The sequence below is a fragment of the Paucibacter sediminis genome, from assembly GCF_030254645.1.
Lineage (GTDB): Bacteria > Pseudomonadota > Gammaproteobacteria > Burkholderiales > Burkholderiaceae_C > Paucibacter_B > Paucibacter_B sediminis.
Genome location: NZ_CP116346.1, coordinates 4,670,344 through 4,691,049, shown reverse-complemented (window position 1 = coordinate 4,691,049; position 20,706 = coordinate 4,670,344). Strand labels below are relative to the sequence as shown.

20 protein-coding genes and 1 pseudogene are annotated in these 20,706 nt (G+C 68.9%); 6 read left to right on the top strand and 15 right to left on the bottom strand.

The genetic code is table 11. The annotated features are described in order from the left end of the window. Positions 1-12 precede the first annotated feature (12 nt). The 6 genes from PFX98_RS21775 to PFX98_RS21750 form a co-directional block, all read right to left on the bottom strand. Positions 13-987 (bottom strand): PA2778 family cysteine peptidase, encoded by a 975-nt coding sequence (locus tag PFX98_RS21775; protein WP_285232570.1) that lies wholly within the window; start codon positions 985-987, stop codon positions 13-15. Next, complete coding sequence (locus PFX98_RS21770; RefSeq protein WP_285232569.1) at positions 984-1,373, bottom strand: PA2779 family protein; 390 nt, start codon at positions 1,371-1,373, stop codon at positions 984-986. Before PFX98_RS21770 ends, PFX98_RS21775 begins: the two co-directional genes overlap by 4 nt. A 93-nt stretch (positions 1,374-1,466) precedes the next feature. Then, positions 1,467-2,309, bottom strand: a complete 843-nt coding sequence (locus PFX98_RS21765; protein ID WP_285232568.1) for a TIGR02285 family protein — start codon at positions 2,307-2,309, stop codon at positions 1,467-1,469. 15 nt (positions 2,310-2,324) lie between these two features. Then, the gene (locus PFX98_RS21760; protein WP_285232567.1) at positions 2,325-2,549 is read right to left on the bottom strand and encodes a DUF350 domain-containing protein; all 225 of its coding nucleotides are present in this window, start codon (positions 2,547-2,549) and stop codon (positions 2,325-2,327) included. 18 nt (positions 2,550-2,567) lie between these two features. Further along, positions 2,568-4,175, bottom strand: a complete 1,608-nt coding sequence (locus tag PFX98_RS21755; protein WP_285232566.1) for a DUF4178 domain-containing protein — start codon at positions 4,173-4,175, stop codon at positions 2,568-2,570. 3 nt (positions 4,176-4,178) lie between these two features. Beyond that, a complete protein-coding gene (locus tag PFX98_RS21750) occupies positions 4,179-5,234 on the bottom strand; it encodes an SPFH domain-containing protein (RefSeq protein WP_285232565.1) in 1,056 nt (351 codons plus the stop codon). A gap of 121 nt (positions 5,235-5,355) precedes the next feature. Here PFX98_RS21750 and PFX98_RS21745 point away from each other — a divergent pair, with 121 nt between their 5' ends. The 3 genes from PFX98_RS21745 (at position 5,356) to clpB (ending at position 8,928) form a co-directional block, all read left to right on the top strand. Continuing rightward, complete coding sequence (locus PFX98_RS21745; RefSeq protein ID WP_285232564.1) at positions 5,356-5,838, top strand: molybdenum cofactor biosynthesis protein MoaE; 483 nt, start codon at positions 5,356-5,358, stop codon at positions 5,836-5,838. 8 nt (positions 5,839-5,846) lie between these two features. Then, positions 5,847-6,230 carry a fluoride efflux transporter CrcB gene (gene crcB, locus PFX98_RS21740; protein ID WP_285232563.1) on the top strand — a complete coding sequence of 128 codons (384 nt, stop codon included), beginning with the start codon at positions 5,847-5,849 and terminating at the stop codon, positions 6,228-6,230. Between the two features lie 94 nt (positions 6,231-6,324). Further along, positions 6,325-8,928: an ATP-dependent chaperone ClpB gene (gene clpB, locus PFX98_RS21735; protein ID WP_285232562.1), complete on the top strand. Its 2,604-nt coding sequence runs from the start codon at positions 6,325-6,327 to the stop codon at positions 8,926-8,928. 10 nt (positions 8,929-8,938) lie between these two features. Here clpB and PFX98_RS21730 read toward each other — a convergent pair whose 3' ends face one another. The 6 genes and pseudogenes from PFX98_RS21730 to PFX98_RS21705 form a co-directional block, all read right to left on the bottom strand. Next, the gene (locus PFX98_RS21730; RefSeq protein ID WP_285232561.1) at positions 8,939-10,165 is read right to left on the bottom strand and encodes a M1 family metallopeptidase; all 1,227 of its coding nucleotides are present in this window, start codon (positions 10,163-10,165) and stop codon (positions 8,939-8,941) included. A gap of 5 nt (positions 10,166-10,170) precedes the next feature. Beyond that, positions 10,171-10,929: an MgtC/SapB family protein gene (locus tag PFX98_RS21725; protein WP_285232560.1), complete on the bottom strand. Its 759-nt coding sequence runs from the start codon at positions 10,927-10,929 to the stop codon at positions 10,171-10,173. A gap of 86 nt (positions 10,930-11,015) precedes the next feature. Next, the gene (locus PFX98_RS21720; protein WP_285235670.1) at positions 11,016-11,363 is read right to left on the bottom strand and encodes an FKBP-type peptidyl-prolyl cis-trans isomerase; all 348 of its coding nucleotides are present in this window, start codon (positions 11,361-11,363) and stop codon (positions 11,016-11,018) included. Positions 11,364-11,402: 39 nt separating this feature from the next. After that, positions 11,403-11,747 (bottom strand): annotated as a pseudogene (locus PFX98_RS21715) (FKBP-type peptidyl-prolyl cis-trans isomerase); the annotation flags it as partial. Positions 11,748-11,783: 36 nt separating this feature from the next. Next, positions 11,784-12,698 carry a tRNA glutamyl-Q(34) synthetase GluQRS gene (gene gluQRS, locus PFX98_RS21710; protein ID WP_285232559.1) on the bottom strand — a complete coding sequence of 305 codons (915 nt, stop codon included), beginning with the start codon at positions 12,696-12,698 and terminating at the stop codon, positions 11,784-11,786. Then, entirely contained in the window at positions 12,695-13,684 is a 990-nt protein-coding gene (locus PFX98_RS21705) for a LysR family transcriptional regulator (RefSeq protein WP_285232558.1), read from the bottom strand. Before PFX98_RS21705 ends, gluQRS begins: the two co-directional genes overlap by 4 nt. Before the next feature lie 93 nt (positions 13,685-13,777). Between PFX98_RS21705 and PFX98_RS21700 the strand changes: the two genes are divergently transcribed. Beyond that, positions 13,778-14,500: a pirin family protein gene (locus PFX98_RS21700; protein ID WP_285232557.1), complete on the top strand. Its 723-nt coding sequence runs from the start codon at positions 13,778-13,780 to the stop codon at positions 14,498-14,500. A 12-nt stretch (positions 14,501-14,512) separates the two neighbouring features. Here the strand turns inward: PFX98_RS21700 and PFX98_RS21695 are convergent, their stop codons facing one another. Genes PFX98_RS21695 through PFX98_RS21685 form a run of 3 tightly spaced genes read right to left on the bottom strand, consistent with a single transcriptional unit; the run spans position 14,513 to position 18,750 of the window. Further along, positions 14,513-17,107 (bottom strand): [protein-PII] uridylyltransferase, encoded by a 2,595-nt coding sequence (locus tag PFX98_RS21695; protein ID WP_285232556.1) that lies wholly within the window; start codon positions 17,105-17,107, stop codon positions 14,513-14,515. Positions 17,108-17,110: 3 nt separating this feature from the next. Continuing rightward, positions 17,111-17,914 (bottom strand): type I methionyl aminopeptidase, encoded by an 804-nt coding sequence (gene map / locus PFX98_RS21690; RefSeq protein ID WP_285232555.1) that lies wholly within the window; start codon positions 17,912-17,914, stop codon positions 17,111-17,113. A gap of 11 nt (positions 17,915-17,925) precedes the next feature. Further along, on the bottom strand, positions 17,926-18,750 hold the full coding sequence (locus PFX98_RS21685) for an undecaprenyl-diphosphate phosphatase (protein ID WP_285232554.1): 825 nt from the start codon (positions 18,748-18,750) through the stop codon (positions 17,926-17,928). Positions 18,751-18,870: 120 nt separating this feature from the next. On the opposite strand from PFX98_RS21685, the gene PFX98_RS21680 reads away from it, so the two are divergent. Beyond that, positions 18,871-19,512 carry a TetR/AcrR family transcriptional regulator gene (locus tag PFX98_RS21680; RefSeq protein ID WP_285232553.1) on the top strand — a complete coding sequence of 214 codons (642 nt, stop codon included), beginning with the start codon at positions 18,871-18,873 and terminating at the stop codon, positions 19,510-19,512. A 37-nt stretch (positions 19,513-19,549) separates the two neighbouring features. After that, positions 19,550-20,698 (top strand): efflux RND transporter periplasmic adaptor subunit, encoded by a 1,149-nt coding sequence (locus PFX98_RS21675; RefSeq protein WP_285232552.1) that lies wholly within the window; start codon positions 19,550-19,552, stop codon positions 20,696-20,698. Positions 20,699-20,706: the final 8 nt, after the last annotated feature.

The following is a 20,706-nucleotide window of genomic DNA, read 5'->3' as shown; positions in this document are numbered from 1 at the left end:
CCCTCCGGCGGCTCAAGGTTGGCGCAGTTTCAGTGCCAGTTCCTGGTAGCTGGCCAGGCGCGGGCCACCCAGCGCAATCGCCCGTTCGATCGCCTCGCGCGCCGCCTCGCGCTGGCCGCGTTCCATCAGCACCTGGGCCAGGTTGTTCCAGGCATCGGCGGCGGCCGGCAGGCGCTGCACCGCGCGCCGGTAGGCGGCCTCGGCGCCGGCCAGATCACCCTGCGCATAGGCGGCGTTGCCGGCGCCCAGCAGCAGAGCCGGCTGTTCCGGCCAGCGCATCAGCGCCTGCTCGTAGGCCTGGCGTGCCGGCGCTGGCTGCACGCGTTCCAGCGCCGCGATCGCGGCCGCCAGCGGCGCGGCCTGGGCCGTCGCCGGCAGCCGATCCGGCGGCAGGGCCAGCATCGCCCAGTAGCCGCCGCGCTCCCAGGTGCGCTCGAAGGTAGACAGCGACATCTCGAGCTCCGGCGTGTGGCCGGAATGCAGGTAGAGGCGGTCGCGCTCGCGGTCGAAACCGAGCACCACGGCGTAATGCCAGACCGGGTAGACCGGCAGGGCCAGGTTCTGGAACACCAGCACCGGATGGCCGGCGGCCAGCTCCTGCAGCAGGGCCGGTAGCCTGGGCTCCAGGCGGTAGGCCGGCAGGCCCTGGCGGCGCGCCGCCACCAGCAGCTCGGTCTGCAGCGAGCCGCGGCGCCCGGGCAGGAAGACCTGGGGTCGCAGCTGCGCCGGCGTGGTGGCGAGGCCGGCCGATTGCAGCAGCATCGCCAGCGCCGCCGGGCCGCACTCGAACTCGTCCTGGTCGATGAAGGGCACGGTGCCGACCTGGGCCCGCGCCGGCAGGCCGGCCGGCCAGTCGGCCCGCAGCGCCTGCACTTGCGGCGTGCCGGCGCAGCCGCTCAGCAGCCCGGCCAGGCAAAGGACGAAAACGAAAAACCCCGCCGCGGCGGGGTGTTGCTGGCGCGGGCGGCCGGCGCCAGCCATGCTCATCGAATCGAGCGGGTGAAGGGGAAGACCTTGGTGAAGCCCAGGATGTCGGTCACCAGCAGCACGATGAAGAGGGTGAAGAGAATGCCCAGCACCTCGCCGCCGGCAGGCGCCTGCTCGATGCGGCCGGCCAGCTGCGCGGCCTCGGCATCGCTCATCGCCGCCACGCGTGCCAGCGCCGCCTGCGGGTCCACGCCCTGCTGCACCAGGGCCAGGCGCACGTCCTCGCGCGCGAAGAAGGCGTCGATGCGGGCGCGCTGCCCGCTCGTGTCGCCGGCCTCGGTCTCGACAAGGGCCTCGGTCGGCACGATGAGGGCATGGACGGGCATGCTCATCAGCGTGCAGGACAGCACCAGGGTGGAGGCAATCAGGCGTTTGGCGATCATCATGGTTGTTTTCCCAACATCAAAGCGCGCCGAGTCTAGGCCGCCCGTGGCGCGCAGCCAAACACATTTACATCCGGCGACAGCTGGGCACGCCCGCTAGCGGCCGTTCAGGAAGGTCGTGTCGTAGAGCTGGCGGATGCGCTGCACGCCCTCGTCGTCATGCCAGCTCTCCAGCATGCGGCGGTAGGCGGGCGTGGGGCGCTCCGCCAGCAGCACAGCATCGACGGCCGCGATCACCTGGCGCCCCCATTCGGTCTTGGGGCACATCACCCGGTCCAGGCTGTGGCTGGACATTTCCTTGAAGGGCAGGGCCATCAGCGCGCCCTCATGGCCGGAACGCTTGGCCAGGTAGAAGGCCATCGCCGGGTATTCGAGCAGGTAGTCGATGCGCTCGGCCAGGATCAGCTGGACCGCCACATGGCGCGTCGAATGCAGATGGCCGGGCGGGTTCTGCAGCAGCAGCGCGTCGACCTCCGGGCTGTAGGAGCGCTCGCGCATGAAGCTGGCGCGTTCCGGATGCTGTTCCAGCAAGGTCTTCAGCGACAGCTCGCCCATGCCCTCGTAGGCCTTGCGATGGTCCTTGCGGATGATGATGCGGGGCGGCATCACCAGCGCGGCGGGCAAGGAGAAATAGGCAAATGCCTCGCGCTCCGGCGTCTTCCTGGCCGCCAGCCAGCACCAGTGGCTCTCGGCCTTGATCTCCTTGAGGATGCGCGGGATCGGCGCCGCCACCTCCTCGTGCTCGTACTGCGGCAGGCGCTTCTTCAGCAGGGCACGGATCTGGTCGTAAATGCCCTGGTCGCGATCCGGCCCCTCGGGAATCATGAAGGGGGCCGAATCGGCCCAGCCCCAGCTGATCTTGTCGCCGGCCCGGGCCGGCGCGGCCGACACGGCCAGCAGCAGGGCCGCGCACAGCAGGCGGGTCGGCAGGCCAGCCATGGCGTGGCGCTGCGCTCAGCCGTGGATGGCCGCCGAGACGATCATGCCGATCGAGATGCACATCGCCGCCACCACGATGGCCAGCGCCAGGTTCTTCTCCTCGACGATCTGCTCCCACAGCTTGTAGGGCGTGAGCTTGTCGATGATGACGAAGCTGATCCAGAACACCAGCACGCCCACCACCGCGTAGAGGATGGAACCCAGCACGATGCCGGGCTTGAGCCATTCGAGTCCGTCCATAGTCTTCTCCTTGTTCGCCTACTTGTGTCCACCGCCGCCGCTGCTGAAGCCGCCGAAGGAGCCGCCACCCGAGTTGATGCGCACACCGCTGCCGTTGCTGCGCTGCCGGCATTGCTGGTATTCGCTGCTGGCTTCGCCATAGGCGTCCTTGTAGCTCTGGCAATCGTCGCTGCTGCAGGCGCGTACCAGCATGACCAGCACCATGATGACAAACACCGCCACCACCAGCTTGAAGCCCAGGCTGTGCTCGCTGGCCGGGCCGGCGTCGCGCGCCAGCGTGGCCTGCGCCTCCGGCGCGAGCTTGGGAAAGGCGCGCGCCACCTCGGCGGCGTCGAGCTTGCGGCCATGGCTCCAGCTGATTTCCTGGCCCGCCTGCTCCTCGCGCGACAGCAGCTCGGTGCGGGCACCGCTCTTGTATTCGTAGTCGCTGACCTGGATGCGCTCCTCGCGCCGCAGCCGCCAGTAGAACTCGCCCAGCACATAGGTGCTCTTGGCCATATAGCTGTAGCGCAGCTTGAAGGGCTTGCCCTGCCATTCGACGCTGGCGCCGGCGCCCTTGGGCACGCCGGTGAGCGGCCGCACGATGGACCAGCCTTCCTCGGTGTCGACCAGGAAGACAAAGCCCTCGTTGCGGTTGTAGAGCAGGTATTCGCGCCAGAAGGTCTGTTCTTCGTCGTCGTCGCCCGGAGAACCCTGACTTCCGGGCAGATCGCAGCGCTCCTGGTAGCCCACCACCTGCCAGGGCAGGGGCGCGCCGCCCGCGACGGCCAGGCTGCCGATGCTGCCCAGCGGGATCTGCGGCGCCATGCCGTTCTGCTGCGCGTAGTGGGCCAGGTCGGCACCCAGGCCCTGCGAGATGTCCACCACCGCATGGCACTGGCCGCAGACGATGCTCTTGCTGTCCTGCAGCCTGGGTGCCAGAGCGGCGCCGCAGCTGGGGCAGGCATAGGTCCTGGAGGCCATCGCCTTGGCGCCGGCCTCGGCCTCACGCAGGCCGCTCATGGCCAGCTCGGCAATGCGCACCGGCCGCCCCACCGACCACAGCGGCGCCTCGGCCTGGCTGTATTCCAGCGTGCCCACCTCGTTCTGCGGATTGCGCAGATCGGCCACCAGGAACTGCCGGCCCAGCGCCGGCGGGTGGGGCAGCTCGCCCTGGGCGGCCGCCAGCGTCACCTGGGTCAGCGAGGCGACGCGCCAGGCCTGGCCGGCCAGCGGCAGCTGCGCGCCCAGGATCAGCTCATGGGCCTGTGGTGCGCGCTCGGCCAGCGGGGCCTCGAAGCCCAGCACGAAGCTGCCGTTGTCCTCGGCCAGCCAGGCGCTGCGGCCCGAGTCGAAGAGGGCGTGCCACTCGTTCCAGCTGCCGCCCTCGTAGGCCAGCTGCAGCCGGCCCACCAGGCGAAAGGCTGCGCCGGCAAAGCGGCCGGCGGCACCCAGCTGCAGCGGCGAATAGTCGTCGAACAGCTCGGCGCTCTCGCCGATCTTGCGCAGCGCCTCGCCCTCGCGCAGCAGGCTGCTGCGGCAGAAGCTGCAGACGGCGCTGGCCGAGGCCGCCGAGGCGAACTCGACCGGCGCGCCGCAGTTGGGACAGTTGGCGCGCCAGCGGCGCTGGGTCTCCTCGCCGGCCAAGATTTACGCCAGCTTCTTCAGCAGCTCGGCCTTCTTGGCGGCGAATTCCTCGTCGGTCAGGATGCCCTTGGCCTTCAGGTCGCCCAGCTTCTCGATCAGGGCGATGATGCTTTCGGAAGTGGGCGTGGGTTCGCCGGTGACCGCGGCTTGCGGGGCCTGCGCTGCCGCCAGGCCCTGGGCCAGCTGGCTCGCCATGGTCTGGCCCAGGGCAAGACCTGCCCCCAGGCCCATGGCGTCGCCGGCAATGCTGCCGCCCCCGCCTGCGCCACCACCCGCGACGCCTTCGGCGAGCTTGGGAATGGCCTGCGCGGTCTGGTACTGCATGAACTGACCCATGTTCTGGCCGCCGATCATGCCCATGCCGATCTTCTGGTCCAGGATCTTCTGCAGCTCGTCGGGCAGGGAGACGCTTTGCAGCGTCACCAGCTCCAGCTTCAGGCCCAGCTTCTCGAATTCGGGCGCCGTGGCCGTCTGCAGCTGCTTGGCGAATTCGATCTGGTTGGCCGCCAGATCCAGGAAGGGGATGCCGCTTTGCGCCACCGCATCGCTGATGTGCTGCAGCATCAGGCCGCGCAACTGGCCGTCCAGATCCTGCACCGTGTAGCGCTCGCGCGTGCCGGAGATCTCGGTGTGGAACAGCTTGGGGTCGGCCACGCGGTAGGCGAAGTTGCCGAAGGCGCGCAGGCGCACCGCGCCGAAGTCCTTGTCGCGGATGGTGACCGGCTGGCTCGTGCCCCAGCGCTGGTCCACCTGCTGGCGCGTGCTGAAGAAATAGACGTCGCTCTTGAAGGGCGACTCGAAGAGCTTGTCCCAATTCTTCAGATAGGTCAGCACCGGCAGGGTCTGGGTGGTCAGCTTGTAGGTGCCGGGGCCGAACACATCGGCCACCTTGCCCTCGTTGACGAACACCGCCATCTGCGATTCGCGCACCGTCAGCGAGCCGCCATACTGGATCTCGAAATCCTGCATCGGGAAGCGCCAGGCCAGCGTGCCATCGCTGTCCTCGGTCCATTGCAGGATGTCTATGAACTGTTTCTTGATGAAGTCCATCAAACCCATGGTCGCGCTCCCGATATTGCAGTGAGTTCGCGGCGTTCGCCGCCGCGAGCGAAGTATCCACCAGCGCAGGGCCCATGTCCTTCCTCACGAAGGGTGGGTACTCAATGCCACAATTCGTGTCATGAACGACAGCCGCGTCAGCATCCAGACCCAAGACTTCGACCTCGGTGCCGAGACGCTGGCGCTGCGCCAGCAGGACGGCGGCGTGGGCGCGGTGGTGAGCTTTGTGGGCACCGTGCGCGAGGCCAGCGATGGCGAGCAGGTCAGCCTGATGGAGCTGGAACATTACCCGGGCATGACCGAGGCGGCCATTGAGGCCATGATCGATCAGGCCTTGCAGCGTTTCGACATCCGCGGCGCGCGCGTGATCCACCGCGTCGGGCCCCTGGCGGCGCGCGAGCAGATCGTGCTCGTGCTGGTGAGCTCGGCGCACCGCGGCGAGGCCTTCCAGGCCTGCGAGTTCCTGATGGACTATCTGAAGACGCAGGCGCCCTTCTGGAAGAAGGAGCACACCCCCGCCGGTGCGCATTGGGTGGATGCCCGCGTGGCCGACGATGCCGCGCTGGCGCGCTGGGGCATTGATGCCGGGAACGCCGGCGCATGAGCTTGAGCATGCTGAACCAGATCGCGGCTGTATCGGTCGGCGCCAGCCTGGGGGCGCTGGCGCGCTGGCGCGCCGGCATCCTGTTCAACCAGGTCTGGGCCGGCTTCCCGCTCGGCACCCTGCTGGTGAATGTGCTGGGCGGGCTGATGATAGGCATGGCGCTGGAATGGCTGGCGCGCTTCCCCGACGAGGGGCTGCGCCTGCTGCTGGTGACGGGCTTTCTGGGCGGGCTGACCACCTTCTCGACCTTTTCCGGTGAATCGCTGGCGCTGCTGCAGCGTGGCCTCTATGGCCTGGCGCTGGCGCACACCGCCGCCCATGTGCTGGGCGGGCTGGGCGGCGCGGTGCTGGGCCTGAAACTGATGCGCGACTTGATCTTGCTCAGGGTCTGAGCGTCTGGGGCCTTGCCGAGCGGCCCCAGTCTTGAAATCCTCGGGCTGGGTCCCACTTGCGTCCCAAGCGAGCACCCCCCGGAGGATTTCAACCATGCGTGTCGACAAGTTCACCACCCTGTTCCAGGAAGCCCTGGCCGAGGCCCAGAGCCTGGCCGTCACCAAGGACAACCCCTATATCGAGCCGGCCCATGTGCTGGCCGCGATGCTGGCTCAGGCCGAGGGGCCGCGCGCCCTGCTGGAGCGTGCCGGCGTCAAACTGGCGGTGCTGAAGACCTCGGTGGACGCGATCCTGGCCGGCCTGCCCCAGGTGCAGGGCGAGGGCCAGCAGGTGCAGCCCAGCCGCGATCTGGTGAGCCTGATGCAGAACGCCGAGAAGGAAGCGGCCAAGCGCGGCGACCATTTCATTGCCAGCGAGATGTTCCTGCTCGCCCTGGCCGATGCCAAGAGCGATCTGGCCGGCATTGCACGCGGCCATGGCCTGACCCGCAAGGCGCTGGAGGCCGCGGTGGAAGCGGTGCGCGGCGGCCAGAAAGTCGACAGCCAGGAGGCCGAGGGCCAGCGCGAGGCGCTCAAGAAATACACGCTCGACCTCACCGAGCGCGCCCGCCAGGGCAAGCTGGACCCGGTGATCGGCCGCGACGACGAGATCCGCCGCGCCATCCAGGTGCTGCAGCGCCGCAGCAAGAACAACCCGGTGCTGATCGGCGAGCCCGGCGTCGGCAAGACCGCCATCGTCGAGGGCCTGGCGCAGCGCATCGTCAATGGCGAGGTGCCCGAGACCCTGAAGGGCAAGCGCGTGCTGGTGCTGGACATGGCGGGCCTCTTGGCCGGCGCCAAGTTCCGCGGCGAATTCGAGGAACGCCTGAAGTCGGTGCTGAAGGAGGTGGCGCTGGACGAGGGCCGCATCATCCTCTTCATCGACGAACTGCACACCATGGTGGGCGCCGGCAAGGCCGAGGGCGCGATCGATGCCGGCAATATGCTCAAGCCCGCGCTGGCGCGTGGCGAGCTGCACTGCATCGGCGCCACCACGCTGGACGAATACCGCAAGTACGTGGAGAAGGACGCCGCGCTGGAGCGCCGCTTCCAGAAGGTGCTGGTGGATGAGCCCAGCGTGGAGGCCACCATCGCCATCCTGCGCGGCCTGCAGGAGAAGTACGAGGTGCACCATGGCGTGCAGATCACCGACCCGGCCATCGTGGCCGCGGCCGAGCTGAGCCACCGCTACATCACCGACCGCTTCCTGCCCGACAAGGCCATCGACCTGATCGACGAGGCCGCGGCCAAGATCAAGATCGAGCTGGACTCCAAGCCCGAGGTGATGGACAAGCTGGACCGCCGCATGATCCAGCTGAAGATCGAGGCCGAGGCGGTCAAGCGCGAGAAGGACGAGGCCTCCAAGAAGCGCCTGGCCCTGATCGAGGAAGAGCTGCTCAAGCTGCAGCGCGAGGCGAATGACCTGGAAGAGATCTGGAAGGCCGAGAAGGCCCAGGCCCAGGGCAGCGCGCATGTGAAGGAAGAGATCGACCGCATCAAGCAGCAGATCGAGGAACTCAAGCGCAAGGGCGATTTCAACAAGGTGGCCGAGCTGCAGTACGGCAAGCTGCCGGAGCTGGAGAAGCGCCTGAGCGACGCCCAGGCCAAGGAGGCCGGCAAGTCCGGCACGGGCGCCGGCGGCACGCCCAACAAGCTGCTGCGCACCCTGGTGGGGGCCGAGGAGATCGCCGAGGTGGTGGCGCGTGCCACCGGCATCCCGGTCTCCAAGCTGCTGCAGGGCGAGCGCGACAAGCTGCTGCAGATGGAAGCCAAGCTGCACCAGCGCGTGGTGGGCCAGGACGAGGCCATCACCGCGGTGGCGGACGCGATCCGGCGCTCGCGCGCCGGCCTCTCGGACCCGAACCGCCCGCTCGGCAGCTTCCTGTTCCTGGGCCCCACCGGCGTGGGCAAGACCGAGCTGTGCAAGGCGCTGGCGGGCTTTCTGTTCGACAGCGAGGATCACATGATCCGCATGGACATGAGCGAGTTCATGGAGAAGCATTCGGTGAGCCGCCTGATCGGCGCGCCGCCCGGCTATGTCGGCTACGACGAGGGCGGCTACCTGACCGAGGCGGTGCGCCGCAAGCCCTACAGCGTGCTGCTGCTGGACGAGGTCGAGAAGGCCCACCCGGACGTCTTCAATGTGCTGCTGCAGGTGCTGGACGATGGCCGCCTGACCGATGGCCAGGGCCGCACCGTGGACTTCAAGAACTGCGTCATCGTGATGACCAGCAACCTGGGTTCACAGCACATCATGGCGCTGGCGGGTGAATCGAGCGAGGTGATACGCGACGCCGTGTGGGGCGAGGTGAAGGCGCATTTCCGCCCCGAGTTCCTCAACCGCATCGACGAGACCGTGGTGTTCCATGCGCTCGACAACAAGCACATCGCTTCCATCGCCAAGATCCAGCTGCAGGCGCTCGAGGCGCGGCTGGAGAAGCTGGAGATGAAGCTGGACGTCAGCGACGAGGCCCTGGCCGAACTCGCCAAGGTCGGCTTCGACCCCGCCTTCGGTGCCCGGCCGCTCAAGCGCGCGATCCAGCAGCGCATCGAGAACCCGCTCTCCAAGCTCATCCTGCAGGGCCGCTTCGGGCCCAAGGATGTGATCCCGGTGCGGGTGGAGGGGGGCGAGTTCGCGTTCGAGAGGGTGGTGCACTGAGCGCCAGCGCTCAGTACACCCAGCGCTCGAACAGGCGCTGCAGGTTCATGCCTGCGGCGCCTTCCATCGCCTCTTGCAGATCCGCGGCCCGCACGCTGTGGCCCGCGTTCGCCTGGGTATAGCGCCGCAAGCCCTGCCAGAACGCCGCCTCGCCCAGTTCCTGGCGCAGCGCATGCATGAAGAGCATGCCCTTGCTGTAGTGGATGGCGCGCTTCAGCCCGAGGCTGGGGTAGTCGCCCGGCCAGCTCAGCGGCTTGTCGAAGCCCGCCGCCTTGGCGCGCTCCCAGCGCCTGGCGGCCAGTTCCAGCTCGCGCTGGTAGGCGGCCTCGCCCCAGCGCTGCTGCTTCCAGGCCGCGGTCATGAAGCTGGTGATGCCCTCGTTGAGCCAGAACTCGTTCCAGTCGGCGCAGGTGATCAGATTGCCCCACCACTGGTGCGCCAGTTCGTGCGCGATCACCCAGTCCTCCTCGGGCGTCTCCAGGATGGGGTCCAGCATGGCCTTGCCGATCACGGCATGCCGGCTCACTTCCTGCGCCACGCCGCCCGGCACGAGCAGCTGGGTGTACTCGGCGTGCGGCAGGGGCAGGCCGGCCTTGGCCTCGAAGAAGGCCAGCATCGCCGGTGTGCTGGCAAAGCGCGCGCGCAGGCCGGCCTCGTCGTCCACGGCGCCCAGATAGCGCAGGGTCCTGCCGCTGGCGGTCTCGCTGGCCTCCTTGAATCGCCCGGCGGCAAAACCCAGCACATAGAGCGGGTAGGGGCGCTCGGCATCGCTGGCCACACTGAGCCAGCCGGGTGGCAGCGCGAACTGGACGTGCAGCGTCGCGCGCTCCAGCAGCCGGCCCACGCAGGGCAGCCAGTTGCAGCTCTGGTAGGCGGTGTAGACATAGTTCGGCCCGAACACCAGCCCCTCGGCCGCCGGCGCCTGGTAGCGCAGCGCCAGCGTCAGCCCCGGACCGACGCCGGCGGGCAACTGCACGTGCCAGCCCGCCTCGCTGTGGCGCAGGGGCAGGTCTTGCCCGTCCAGCTCGGCATGGCTGAGCTGCAGTCCCGGCGCGGCCACCAGCAGTTCGCGGCTGCCGGGCGGCACACCGCTGATCTGCAGCCGGGCCTGGACCTGCAGGCGTTGGGCCTCGATGTCGGGTCGCACATGCAGGCTGTAATGCTCGGCGCGCTGCGCCAGCGCCGGGCCGGCCAGCGCCAGCAGCGCCAGCAGGCGCCAGACGGATGTCGGGGCCATGGGGGTCAGTTGCGCGCGTGCGTGACGCGGTATTCGGCCACGCCCTCAAGCTCGTGCAGACGGCTGGAGAAACGCGTCAGCGTGGTGCTCTTGTAGTTGCGCTTGGCGGTGCAGACGAAGCGCCATTCCTCGCGCTCGCCGTTGCGTTCGATGCTCAGGGAGCCGGGGGCGAAGCGAAAGCCCAGGCGCTCGGAGAAATCGGCCAGCTCGTCCTGCTGGAAATGCCGGCCCGGCTTGCCGCGTATCAGCACCGAGATGGCGGGGTGCGAGGGCAGCTTGGCCTCCAGCTTGGCGCCCCACATCATCAGGCCGGCGCACAGCAGGGTCAGCATGATGGCGGCGAAATAAAAGCCCATGCCCAGCAGGATGCCGATCGCTGAGGCCGCCCACAGCGAGGCCGCCGTGGTGAGGCCGCTGATGTTCATGCCCTCGCGCATGATGACGCCGGCGCAGAGGAAACCGATGCCGGTGACCACGCCCTGGATGACGCGGGTCGGGTCGGTGAACTGCGGCGTGCTGCCGCCGGCCACATGGCCGCCGAACCATTGGTCCGGATAGCCCACCAGAATCGTCACCGCGCAGGCCGCCATGCAGACCAGGGCATAGGTGCGCATGCCGGCGGCGCGGCCGTGGAAGGCACGTTCGTAGCCGAGTATCAGCCCCAGCAGCATGGCGCCCATCAGGTGCAGCAGCATCAGCACATTGGCCTGCCACTGCGCGGCGGTCCAGTAGCGCAGCAGGTGGTCGAAATCGAGCAGGTTCATGGGCCCATGCTAAACCCGCGCCTGGGCCTGGCGAGGGCAAGAAAAAGGGGCCTTGCGGCCCCCGTCTCGATTCTGCAACGCCGGCCTCAGACGGCCAGCAGTTCCACTTCGAACAGCAGCGTGGCATTGGGCGGGATCACGCCGCCGGCGCCGCGTGCGCCATAGCCCAGCTCGGCCGGGATCACCAGCATGCGCGTGCCGCCCACCTTCATGCCTTGCACGCCCTCGTCCCAGCCACGGATCACCTGGCCCTGGTCCAGATGGAAGCGGAAGGGGTCGCCGCGGTCCTTGCTGGAGTCGAACTTCTTGCCGCGCAGGCCGTTCTTGTAGAGCCAGCCGGTGTAGTGCACGGTGACGCGCTGGCCGGACTTGGCCTCGGCGCCTTCACCCAGGGTGACGTCCTGGAACTGCAGGCCGGAGGCGGTGCTCTGCAGCTCGAGGCTGATCTCGCCACCTCCGTCTTGGCCGCCGCTGACGGCCAGCAGCTCCACCTCGAACATCAGCGTGGCATTGGGCGGGATCACGCCGCCGGCGCCGCGCGCGCCATAGCCCAGCTCGGGCGGGATCACCAGCACGCGCGTGCCGCCGATCTTCATGCCCTGCACGCCCTCGTCCCAGCCGCGGATCACCATGCCGCCGTCCAGCTCGAACTGGAAGGGGTCCTTGCGGTCCTTGCTGGAGTCGAACTTGGCGCCCTTGACGCCATCTTTGTAGAGCCAGCCGGTGTAGTGCACGGTGACGTCCTGGCCGGACTTGGCTTCGGCGCCGGTGCCGGTCACGGTGTCGTCGTATTGCAGGCCGCTGGGGGTGGTGTTCATGTCATTTCCTTTTCTGCGGAGGCCGGCATCATGCCATCAAACCGGGCCCGGCAGCCGGTAGGGCCAGGCGGCCACGGCCTCGGCCAGGGCTTCGGGCAGGCTGCTGGCCTGCAGCGCCAGCCCCAGCGGCAGCGCCGCCTGCTTGAGCGCGGCCAGCGGGTCGCCCAGCTCCACCGGCAGCGCGCCGTTCTGCTTGGAGAGCTTCTCGCCATTGGCACCCAGCACCAGGGGCGTGTGCAGATAGGCGGGCCGCGCGTAGCCCAGCAGCTGCTGCAGGCGGATCTGGCGCGGCGTGTTGTCGGCCAGGTCTTCGCCGCGCACCACATGGCTGATGCCCTGCTCGCCGTCGTCCACCACCACCGCGAGCTGGTAGGCCCACAGGCCGTCGGCGCGCTTGAGCACGAAGTCGCCCACCGCATGGGTCAGGTCTTGCGCTTGCGCGCCCAGGCGGCGGTCGTGCCAGGCTATCAGCAGCGGCCGCTCGTCGGCCCGGCCCGCTGTGCTGCGCAGCCGCCAGGCCCGTAGCGGCCGGCCCTGCGTGCCGGCGCGGCAGGTGCTGGGGTAGACCAGCTCGCCATGACGCTGCAGCGCCCCGCCGGCGGCGGCGATGGCGGCGGCGATGTCCTTGCGCGAGCAGGCGCAGCCATAGACCCAGCCCTCGGCCTCCAGCCGCGCGAGGGCCTGCGCATAGTGCGCGCCGCGCTGCGATTGCCACATCGGTGACTCGTCGGGCAGCAGACCCAGGGCGGCCAGCTGGCCCAGGATCAGGCGGTCGGCGCCGGGCACGCAGCGCGGCAGGTCCACGTCCTCGATGCGCAATAACCAGCGGCCGCCATGGGCGCGCGCATCCAGCCAACTGGCCAGCGCCGCCACCAGCGAACCGGCATGCAGCAGGCCGGTCGGAGAGGGCGCAAATCGACCAACATAGCGCCCGACATAGGCCGTGCTCACAAGAGCAGACCTTCGTGCTGCTCCACCAGCGCCCGGCGCGTGGTGGGGCTTTGCAACTGCTGCAGCCACCAGGCCAGGGCCTTGGCCGGCGGGTGGCCCGTGCTGCGCCAGGCGTAGTGCAGGGGGAAGGCACGGCGCTTTTCATAGGTGCGCTTGTGCACCAGGCGGCCGGCCTCGACATGGCGGCGCACCATCGGTGCCGGCAGCGAACCGCAGCCCAGGCCGCGCAGCAAGGCCTCCAGCTTGGCGGCCATCGAGGGCATGGTCAGTACCTCCTGGCCGGGCATCACGCCCACCGTCATCGGCTCCATGCTGCGCGCGGTGTCGGCCACGGTGACGATGCGATGCTCGGCCATGGTGGCGGCCGAGAGCGGCTCGGGCAGACGCGCCAGCGGGTGGTGCGGCGCCACGCAGAACATCATCTCCATCTCGGCCAGCGGCTCGCACACCACCGCAGTGCCGGGCGGCTGCGCCGAGGTGCCGATAGCCAGATCGGCCTGGCCCGACATCAGCGCCTCCCAGGTGCCCGACAGCACCTCGACGCGCAGCTTCAGCCGCGTGGGCGGGGCGCCGCCCTCGGGCAGGCGCTGGCTGTAGAAGGCCTCCATCAGGTCGAACACGGCGCGGCGCGCGATCGCGTCGTCGATGGCGATGGTGAGCTGGCTCTCCCAGCCGGTGGCGACGCGCCGCACGCGATTCGCCACCGCGTCCATTTCCTGCAGCAGGCGGCGGCCCTCGTTGAGCAGCTCCTGGCCGGCGGCGGTGAGCACGGCCTGGCGCGAGCTGCGGTCGAACAGCAGCACGTCCAGCGCCTCCTCGAGCTGGCGCACGCTGTAGGTCAGGGCCGAGGGCACCTTGCCGATCTCGCGCGCGGCGGCGGCAAAGCTGCCGCTGCGGGCGATGCTGTCCATCATGGACAGGGCTTCGGGGGTGAGGACGCGGCGCTTGTCCGTGCTCTTGCTGCTCTTGTTGCTCTGGGTCGACATGGTTTCATCTTATTTGAACGCTGGCTTCAAGGCGTTCCAGCCACGCCGCCGGGGTGCGCTCCTACATTGGATGCCAACAAGGAGCGACGCACCATGCTTGAACTGATCCGATCCTGCGACCGCGGCTATGCCGACCATGGCTGGCTGAAGAGCTATCACAGCTTCTCGTTTGCCGACTACTACGACGCCCGCCGCATGGGCTTCGGCGCGCTGCGCGTCATCAACGAGGACCGCATCGCCCCCGGCACCGGCTTCGGCACCCACGGCCACCGCGACATGGAGATCATCAGCTATGTGCTGGAGGGCGAGTTGGCGCACAAGGACAGCATGGGCAATGGCCAGGCCGGTGGCGCGAACTCCGGCGTGATACGCCCGGGGGACGTGCAGCGCATGAGCGCCGGCACCGGCGTGATGCACAGCGAGTTCAACCATGCCAAGGACCAGACCACGCATTTCCTGCAGATCTGGATCCAGCCGGATGCGCGCGGCGTGGCGCCCGGCTACGAGCAGATCCATGTGCCGGCCGAGCAAAAGCGCGGCCGCCTGCGGCTGCTGGCCTCGCCCGATGGCGCGGAGGGCTCGGTGCGCATCCATGCCGATGCGCGGCTGTATGCCGGCCTGTTCGATGGCGCCGAGGCCGCGCAGCTGAACCTGAGCGCCGCGCGCCTGGCCTATGTACACCTGGTGCGCGGCGAGCTGACGGTGAACGGCAAGGCCCTGAAGGCCGGCGACGCGCTGCAGATCAGCGAGGAGACGCGGCTGAGCCTGGGGCAGGGCCGCGACGCCGAGGTGCTGGTGTTCGACCTCCAGCCCTGAGGACGGCCCTGATCAGCTCGGCAGCGAGACCGCGTCCAGCAGCTCGCTCTCGATCTGCAGCTGCAGCTTGTTCTGCTGCAAGGCGGCGCCGTCCACCAGAAAGGTGTCCTCGACGCGCTCGCCCAGGGTGGAGATCTTGGCCAGCTGCAGATTGATGTGGTGGCGCGCCAGCACGCGCGCGATCGCGTAGAGCAGGCCGGCGCGATCGCTGCTGCTGATCGAGAGCAGCCAATGCTGGGCGCGCTCGTCGGGCCGCAGCGTGACGCGCGGGGTGAAGGGGAAGGACTTGACCCGGCGCGACAGGCGCCCGCGGCGCGGCTCGGGCAGCGGACCGGTGGCCGCCAGCGCCTGCGCCAGCTTGGACTCCACCAGCGAGACCAGATCGCGGTGATGCAGCTCCTGGTCGGGCGAGATGATTTGAAAAGTGTCGAGCGCAAAGCCCTGGCGCGTGGTGTGCACCTTGGCGTCCAGGATGTTGAAGCCGGCGCTGTCGAAATAGCCGCAGATGCGCGCGAACAGGTCCTGCTGGTCGGGCGCATAGACCAGCACCTGCAGGCCTTCGCCCACCGGTGAGGGGCGCGCGCGCACCACCGGCACGGTGCTTTGCACATGGCGCCACAGCGAGCGCGCATGCCAGGCCAGGTCGCTGGCATCGTGGCGGGCGAAATAGCTGACGGTGAGCGTTTCCCACAGGGGGCCCTCGGTGCCCGGCAGCATCGAGCGCAGGGCCAGGTCTTGCCTGGCCTCCTGCTTGCGGGCCTCGATCTCGACGTCCATGCTCACCCGGGCGCCGCCCAGGGCGCGCAGGGTCAGGCGGTAGAGGTCTTCCAGCAGCTTGCCCTTCCAGGCATTCCAGACCTTGGGGCTGGTGCCGCGGATGTCGGCCACGGTGAGCAGATAGAGGGCGGTGAGGTGGCGCGCATCGCCCATCTTCTTGGCGAAGGTCTCGATCACCTCGGGGTCGGAGAGATCCTCCTTCTGCGCCACGCGCGACAGCGTCAGGTGGTGCTGCACCAGGAACTGCACCAGCTCGGCATCCGCCTTGGCCAGGCCATGCTCGCGGCAGAAGCGCCGCACCTCGCGCGCGCCCAGGTCGGAGTGGTCGCCGCCGCGGCCCTTGGCAACGTCGTGGAAGATCGCGGCGATGTAGAGCAGCCAGGGCTTCTCGAACTGCGCCGCCAGCTGCGAGCAGAAGGCGTACTCGTGCGCATGCTCGGGGATGAAGAAGCGCCGCACATTGCGCAGCACCATCAGGATGTGCTGGTCCACCGTGTAGACGTGGAACAGGTCGTGCTGCATCTGCCCGACGATGCGGCGGAACACCCACAGATAGCGGCCCAGCACCGAGGTCTGGTTCATGAGCCGGAAGGCATGGGTCTGGCCCTCGGGCTGCTGCAGGATGCGCACAAAGGTGGCGCGGTTCACCGGGTCGCGCCGGAAGGCGCTGTTCATCAGCTCGCGCGCGTTGTAGAGCGCGCGCAGGGTGCGCGCCGAGAGGCCGTTGATGCCGGGCGTGCGCTGGTAGACCACGAAGGTCTCGAGGATGGCGTGCGGGTCGCGCTCGTAGAGATCGTCGCTCGCCACCTCCAGCATGCCGGCGCGGTCCAGAAAGCGCTCGTCGATGCGGCGCATCGGCGCGTTCTGCGAGCCGGTGATCTGCTCTTCCAGGTTCAGCAAGAGGATCTGGTTGAGCTGGCTCACCGCCTTGGCGGCCCAGTAGTAGCGCCGCATCAGCACCTCGGAGGCGCGCTGGGCCTTGCTGGCCTGGTAGCCGAAGCTCTCGGCCACGGCGTTCTGCAGGTCGAACACCAGGCGATCCTCGCGCCGGCCCGCCACCACATGCAGGCGCGCGCGTATGAGCTTGAGCACGCCCTCGTTGCGCTGCAGTTGGCGGCTCTCGAAGGGCGTGATCAGGCCCTTGGCGGCCAGCTGGGTCCAGGTCTTGCCCAGGCCGGCGGCGCGCGCGATCCAGATCAGCAACTGCAGGTCGCGCAGCCCGCCCGGGCTTTCCTTGCAGTTGGGCTCGAGCGCGTAGGGGGTCTCGTCGTACTTGGTATGGCGCTGGCGCATCTCCAGCACCTTGGCGCGCAGAAAGGCCTTGGCGTCCATGGCCGCGGCGATGTGCTGCTCGAAGCGCTTGAAGAGCGGCTTGGCGCCGGCCAGCAGGCGCGCCTCCAGCAGCGCGGTCTGCACCGTCACGTCGCCGGCGGCCTCGCTGACGCATTCGTCCACCGTGCGCACCGAGGAGCCGATCTCCAGGCCGATGTCCCAGCAGGCGGTGATGAAGGCCTCGATGCTGGCCTTCAGCGGCCCGGGCTGGTAGGGCTCCAGCCCGTCGGGCAGCAGCAGCAGCACGTCCACATCGGAGTAGGGGAACAGCTCGCCGCGACCATAGCCGCCCACCGCGGCCAGCGCCGCACCCTCGGGCAGGCCGGCCTGGCGCCACAGGGTCTGCAGGGTGGCGTCGACATGGCGCGCCAGCTTGCGCATCAGGCCGGTGGCGGCCCCCACGGTGGGCTCGGCGTCGCGGAAGGCCTGCAGCAGGCCGGCCTTGCCGGTCTTGAAGTGCTGTTTCAGTTCGGCAATGCCGATGACCGGAACGGTCATGGATCAGCCGGTGATGAAGGCCGGCGGCGGCGGGCTGCCGGCCGAGAGCGTCATCACCTCGTAGCCGGTCTCGGTCACCACCAGGGTGTGCTCCCATTGCGCGGACAGCGAGCGGTCCTTGGTGACGATGGTCCAGCCATCGCCCATCTCGCGGATCTCGCGGCGGCCGGCGTTGATCATGGGCTCGATGGTGAACACCATGCCGGGCACCAGCTCTTCCAGCGTGCCGGGGCGGCCGTAATGCAGCACCTGCGGCTCTTCATGGAACTTCTGGCCGATGCCATGGCCGCAGAACTCGCGCACGATGGCGAAGCCGGCGTTCTCGGCAAAGGTCTGGATGGCATGGCCGATGTCGCCCAGGCGCGCGCCCGGCTTGACCTTGGCAATGCCCTTCCACATCGCTTCGTAGGTGAAGGCGCACAGGCGCTTGGCCGCGATCGAGCCCTCGCCGACGATGAACATGCGGCTGGTGTCGCCATGCCAGCCGTCCTTGATGACGGTGACGTCGATGTTGACGATGTCGCCGTTCTTCAGCGGCCGGTCGTTCGGGATGCCATGGCAGACCTGATGGTTGATCGAGGTGCAGATGGACTTGGGGTAGGGCGTGTAGCCCGGCGGGCAGTAGTTCAGCGGCGCGGGGATGCCCTGCTGGACGTTCACGATGTGATCGTAGGCGAGCTTGTCGAGTTGGTCCGTCGTGATGCCGGGCTTCACATGGGGGGTGAGCATGTCCAGCACTTCGGAGGCCAGGCGGCCCGCCACGCGCATCGCGGCGATATCGGCCGCGGACTTGATGGTGATCGTCATAGGGCGCTATTTTAGTCAGCCCACACGACCAGCCCGCTCCAGGCCGTGGCCAAGACCACGATGCCAAAGGCGATGCGGTACCAGGCAAAGGGCACGAAGGTATGGCTGGAGATGTAGCGCAGCAGCCAGCGCACGCAGATCCAGGCGCTCACAAAGGAGAACAGCAGGCCCACGCCGAACAGCGGCAGGTCGGCCATGCTCAGCAGGGCGCGCTCCTTGTAGAGGCTGTAGAGGCCGGCGCCGATCAGGGTGGGGATGGCGAGGAAGAAGGAATAGTCGGTGGCGGCCTTGCGCGACAGGCCCAGCAGCATGCCGCCGATGATGGTGGCGCCCGAGCGGCTGGTGCCGGGGATCATGGCCAGGCATTGCACCAGACCCACCTTGAGCGCATCCAGCGGGCCCATGCCGTCCACGTCCTGGATCTTTACCGTACTTTGCGGGCGCTTCTCGGCCCACAGGATCACGAAGCCGCCCAGGATGAAGGTGCTGGCCACCACCGTGGGCGTGAACAGATGGGCCTTGATGGCCTTGCCGAACAAGAGGCCCAGCACCACGGCCGGCAGGAAGCCGATCGCCACGTTCAGCACGAAGCGGCGCGCGCGCGCATCGCTGCCAAGGCCGGCGGCGGTATCGGCCAGGCGCTGCCAGTAGACCAGGATGACGGCGAAGATCGCGCCGGTCTGGATCGCGATGTCGAAGACCTTGCTCTTGTCGTCGCTGAAGCCCAAGAGCGAGCCGGTGAGGATCAGGTGTCCGGTGGACGAGATCGGCAGGAATTCGGTCAGGCCCTCGACGATCCCCATGATCGCGGCCTTGATCAACAGCATGGCGTCCACGTGCACTCCAGATGAAAGCAGGGGCGGGATGATAGCCGGCGCGGCGAAGGCGGCCGCCTGCTGTCTTGACCCGCTGGAACGAGCCGCCTACATTACTGACCGGTCAGTCAGTATGAGCCCATGGCCAGTTCCACCCCCTCGCCCCGTCAACGCCGCAAGGAAGCCCGCCCGCAGGAGCTGCTGGACGCGGCGCTGAGCCTGTTCGTCGAGAAGGGCTACGCGGCCACGCGTTCGGAGGAAGTGGCGGCGCGCGCCGGCGTGTCCAAGGGCACGCTCTATCTCTACTACCCGTCCAAGGAAGAGCTCTTCAAGGCGATGGTGCGTGCCAGCCTGGTCTCGCCGATCACCGAGAGCGTGGCCCTGGCGGCCCAGCATCGCGGCAGCATGGCCAGCCTGTTGCGCACCCTGATGGCGGACTGGTGGGCGCGCATGGGCATGAGCCCGGCCGGCGGCATCACCAAGATCATGATGGCCGAGGCACGCAATTTCCCCGAGCTGGCGCAGTTCTATGTGGACGAGGTGATCCGGCCCACCCAGGAGCTGCTGGCCGGCCTGCTGGCCAAGGGCGTGGCCAGCGGCGAATTCCGCCCGGTGCCGCTGGAGCATGCGGTGCATGTGCTGATCGCGCCGATGCTGCATCTCGTGTTACACAAGCACTCCTTTGGCGCCTGTGCCCTGCACGGCCCGCCCCTGGATGCCAAGGCGGTGCTGGACGTGCAGCTGGATCTGATGCTGCGCGGCCTGCTGGCGTCGCCGCCCTGATGCCAACGAACCAATACATTCCCGCGGAGACGAACGCATGAAAGCTGGGTGGAAGATTGCTGTGCCGGTGCTGGCCCTGCTCATCGTGGGCGGCCTGGGCGCCAGCTATCTCAAGGGCAAGAAGGCCAGGGAGGCCGAGGCCGCCGCGCCCAAGCCCGCCACGGTGCTGGAGCTGGGGGCGCTGGACCTCGTCACCCTGAAGCCGCAGCGCTTCGCGCGCAGCCTGGACATCTCGGGCAGCTTGCGCGCGGTGGACATGGCGCTGCTGAAGGCCAAGGTGGCCGCCGAGCTGAAGAGCCTGGCGGTGCGCGAGGGCGACACGGTGCACGCCGGCCAGTTGCTCGGTCAGCTCGACGCCACCGAATTCGATTGGCGCCTGCGCCAGGCCGAGCAGACCGCGCTGGCCGCCAAGGCCCAGCTGGACATCGCCAGCCGCAGTGCCTCAAACAACCGCGCCCTGGTGGCGCAGGGCTTCATCTCCTCGACGGCGCTGGAGGCCGCGCAATCCAGCGAGGCCAATGCCAAGGCCAATCTGCTGGCGGCCGAGGCGGCCGTGGAGCTGGCGCGCAAGTCGCTGGCGGATACGCGGCTGCTGGCGCCGATTGCCGGCCAGGTCTCGCAGCGCCTGGCCCAGCCGGGCGAGCGCGTGGCGGTGGACGGCCGCATCCTCGAGATCGTCGATCTTTCGCGGCTGGAACTCGAGGCCGCGGTGCCGGCCGAGCAGGCCGCCGGCCTCAAGATCGGCGCGCCGGCCCTGCTGCAGGTGGAGGGGCTGGCCGCGCCGGTGCAGGCCCAGGTGGCGCGCATCAGCCCGAGCGCCCAGGCGGGCTCGCGCGCGGTGCTGGCCTATCTGCGGGTGGCCGGTCAGGCGGGCCTGCGCCACGGCATGTTCGCACGCGGCCGCCTGGTGCTGGAGGAGCGCGAGGCCCTGGCCCTGCCGACGGGTGCGGTGCGCGTGGACCGCGCCCAACCCTATGTGCTGCTGGCCGATGCCGGCAAGGTGCGCGCGCAGGTGGTGCAGCTGGGTGCCGCCGGCGAGCAGGGCGGTGTGCCCGCGCTGGAGCTGCGCGGCGGCCTGGCGGCCGGCGCCCAGGTGCTGACGGCCGCGGCGGGCGCGGTTGCGGAGGGCAGCCTCGTGCGCGTGGCGCCCACGGCCACCTCTGCCGCCAGCGGTGCGGCGCACTGAGCGCGGGA

What these genes read in the sequence shown, in the direction of transcription:
- PFX98_RS21775 (WP_285232570.1), bottom strand. Translation starts at nt 987, where the DNA reads ATGAGCATGGCTGGCGCCGGCCGCCCGCGCCAGCAACACCCCGCCGCG.
- PFX98_RS21770 (WP_285232569.1), bottom strand. Translation starts at nt 1,373, where the DNA reads ATGATGATCGCCAAACGCCTGATTGCCTCCACCCTGGTGCTGTCCTGC.
- PFX98_RS21765 (WP_285232568.1), bottom strand. Translation starts at nt 2,309, where the DNA reads ATGGCTGGCCTGCCGACCCGCCTGCTGTGCGCGGCCCTGCTGCTGGCC.
- PFX98_RS21760 (WP_285232567.1), bottom strand. Translation starts at nt 2,549, where the DNA reads ATGGACGGACTCGAATGGCTCAAGCCCGGCATCGTGCTGGGTTCCATC.
- PFX98_RS21750 (WP_285232565.1), bottom strand. Translation starts at nt 5,234, where the DNA reads ATGGGTTTGATGGACTTCATCAAGAAACAGTTCATAGACATCCTGCAA.
- PFX98_RS21745 (WP_285232564.1), top strand. Translation starts at nt 5,356, where the DNA reads ATGAACGACAGCCGCGTCAGCATCCAGACCCAAGACTTCGACCTCGGT.
- crcB (WP_285232563.1), top strand. Translation starts at nt 5,847, where the DNA reads ATGCTGAACCAGATCGCGGCTGTATCGGTCGGCGCCAGCCTGGGGGCG.
- clpB (WP_285232562.1), top strand. Translation starts at nt 6,325, where the DNA reads ATGCGTGTCGACAAGTTCACCACCCTGTTCCAGGAAGCCCTGGCCGAG.
- PFX98_RS21730 (WP_285232561.1), bottom strand. Translation starts at nt 10,165, where the DNA reads ATGGCCCCGACATCCGTCTGGCGCCTGCTGGCGCTGCTGGCGCTGGCC.
- PFX98_RS21725 (WP_285232560.1), bottom strand. Translation starts at nt 10,929, where the DNA reads ATGAACCTGCTCGATTTCGACCACCTGCTGCGCTACTGGACCGCCGCG.
- PFX98_RS21705 (WP_285232558.1), bottom strand. Translation starts at nt 13,684, where the DNA reads ATGTCGACCCAGAGCAACAAGAGCAGCAAGAGCACGGACAAGCGCCGC.
- PFX98_RS21700 (WP_285232557.1), top strand. Translation starts at nt 13,778, where the DNA reads ATGCTTGAACTGATCCGATCCTGCGACCGCGGCTATGCCGACCATGGC.
- PFX98_RS21695 (WP_285232556.1), bottom strand. Translation starts at nt 17,107, where the DNA reads ATGACCGTTCCGGTCATCGGCATTGCCGAACTGAAACAGCACTTCAAG.
- map (WP_285232555.1), bottom strand. Translation starts at nt 17,914, where the DNA reads ATGACGATCACCATCAAGTCCGCGGCCGATATCGCCGCGATGCGCGTG.
- PFX98_RS21680 (WP_285232553.1), top strand. Translation starts at nt 18,871, where the DNA reads ATGGCCAGTTCCACCCCCTCGCCCCGTCAACGCCGCAAGGAAGCCCGC.
- PFX98_RS21675 (WP_285232552.1), top strand. Translation starts at nt 19,550, where the DNA reads ATGAAAGCTGGGTGGAAGATTGCTGTGCCGGTGCTGGCCCTGCTCATC.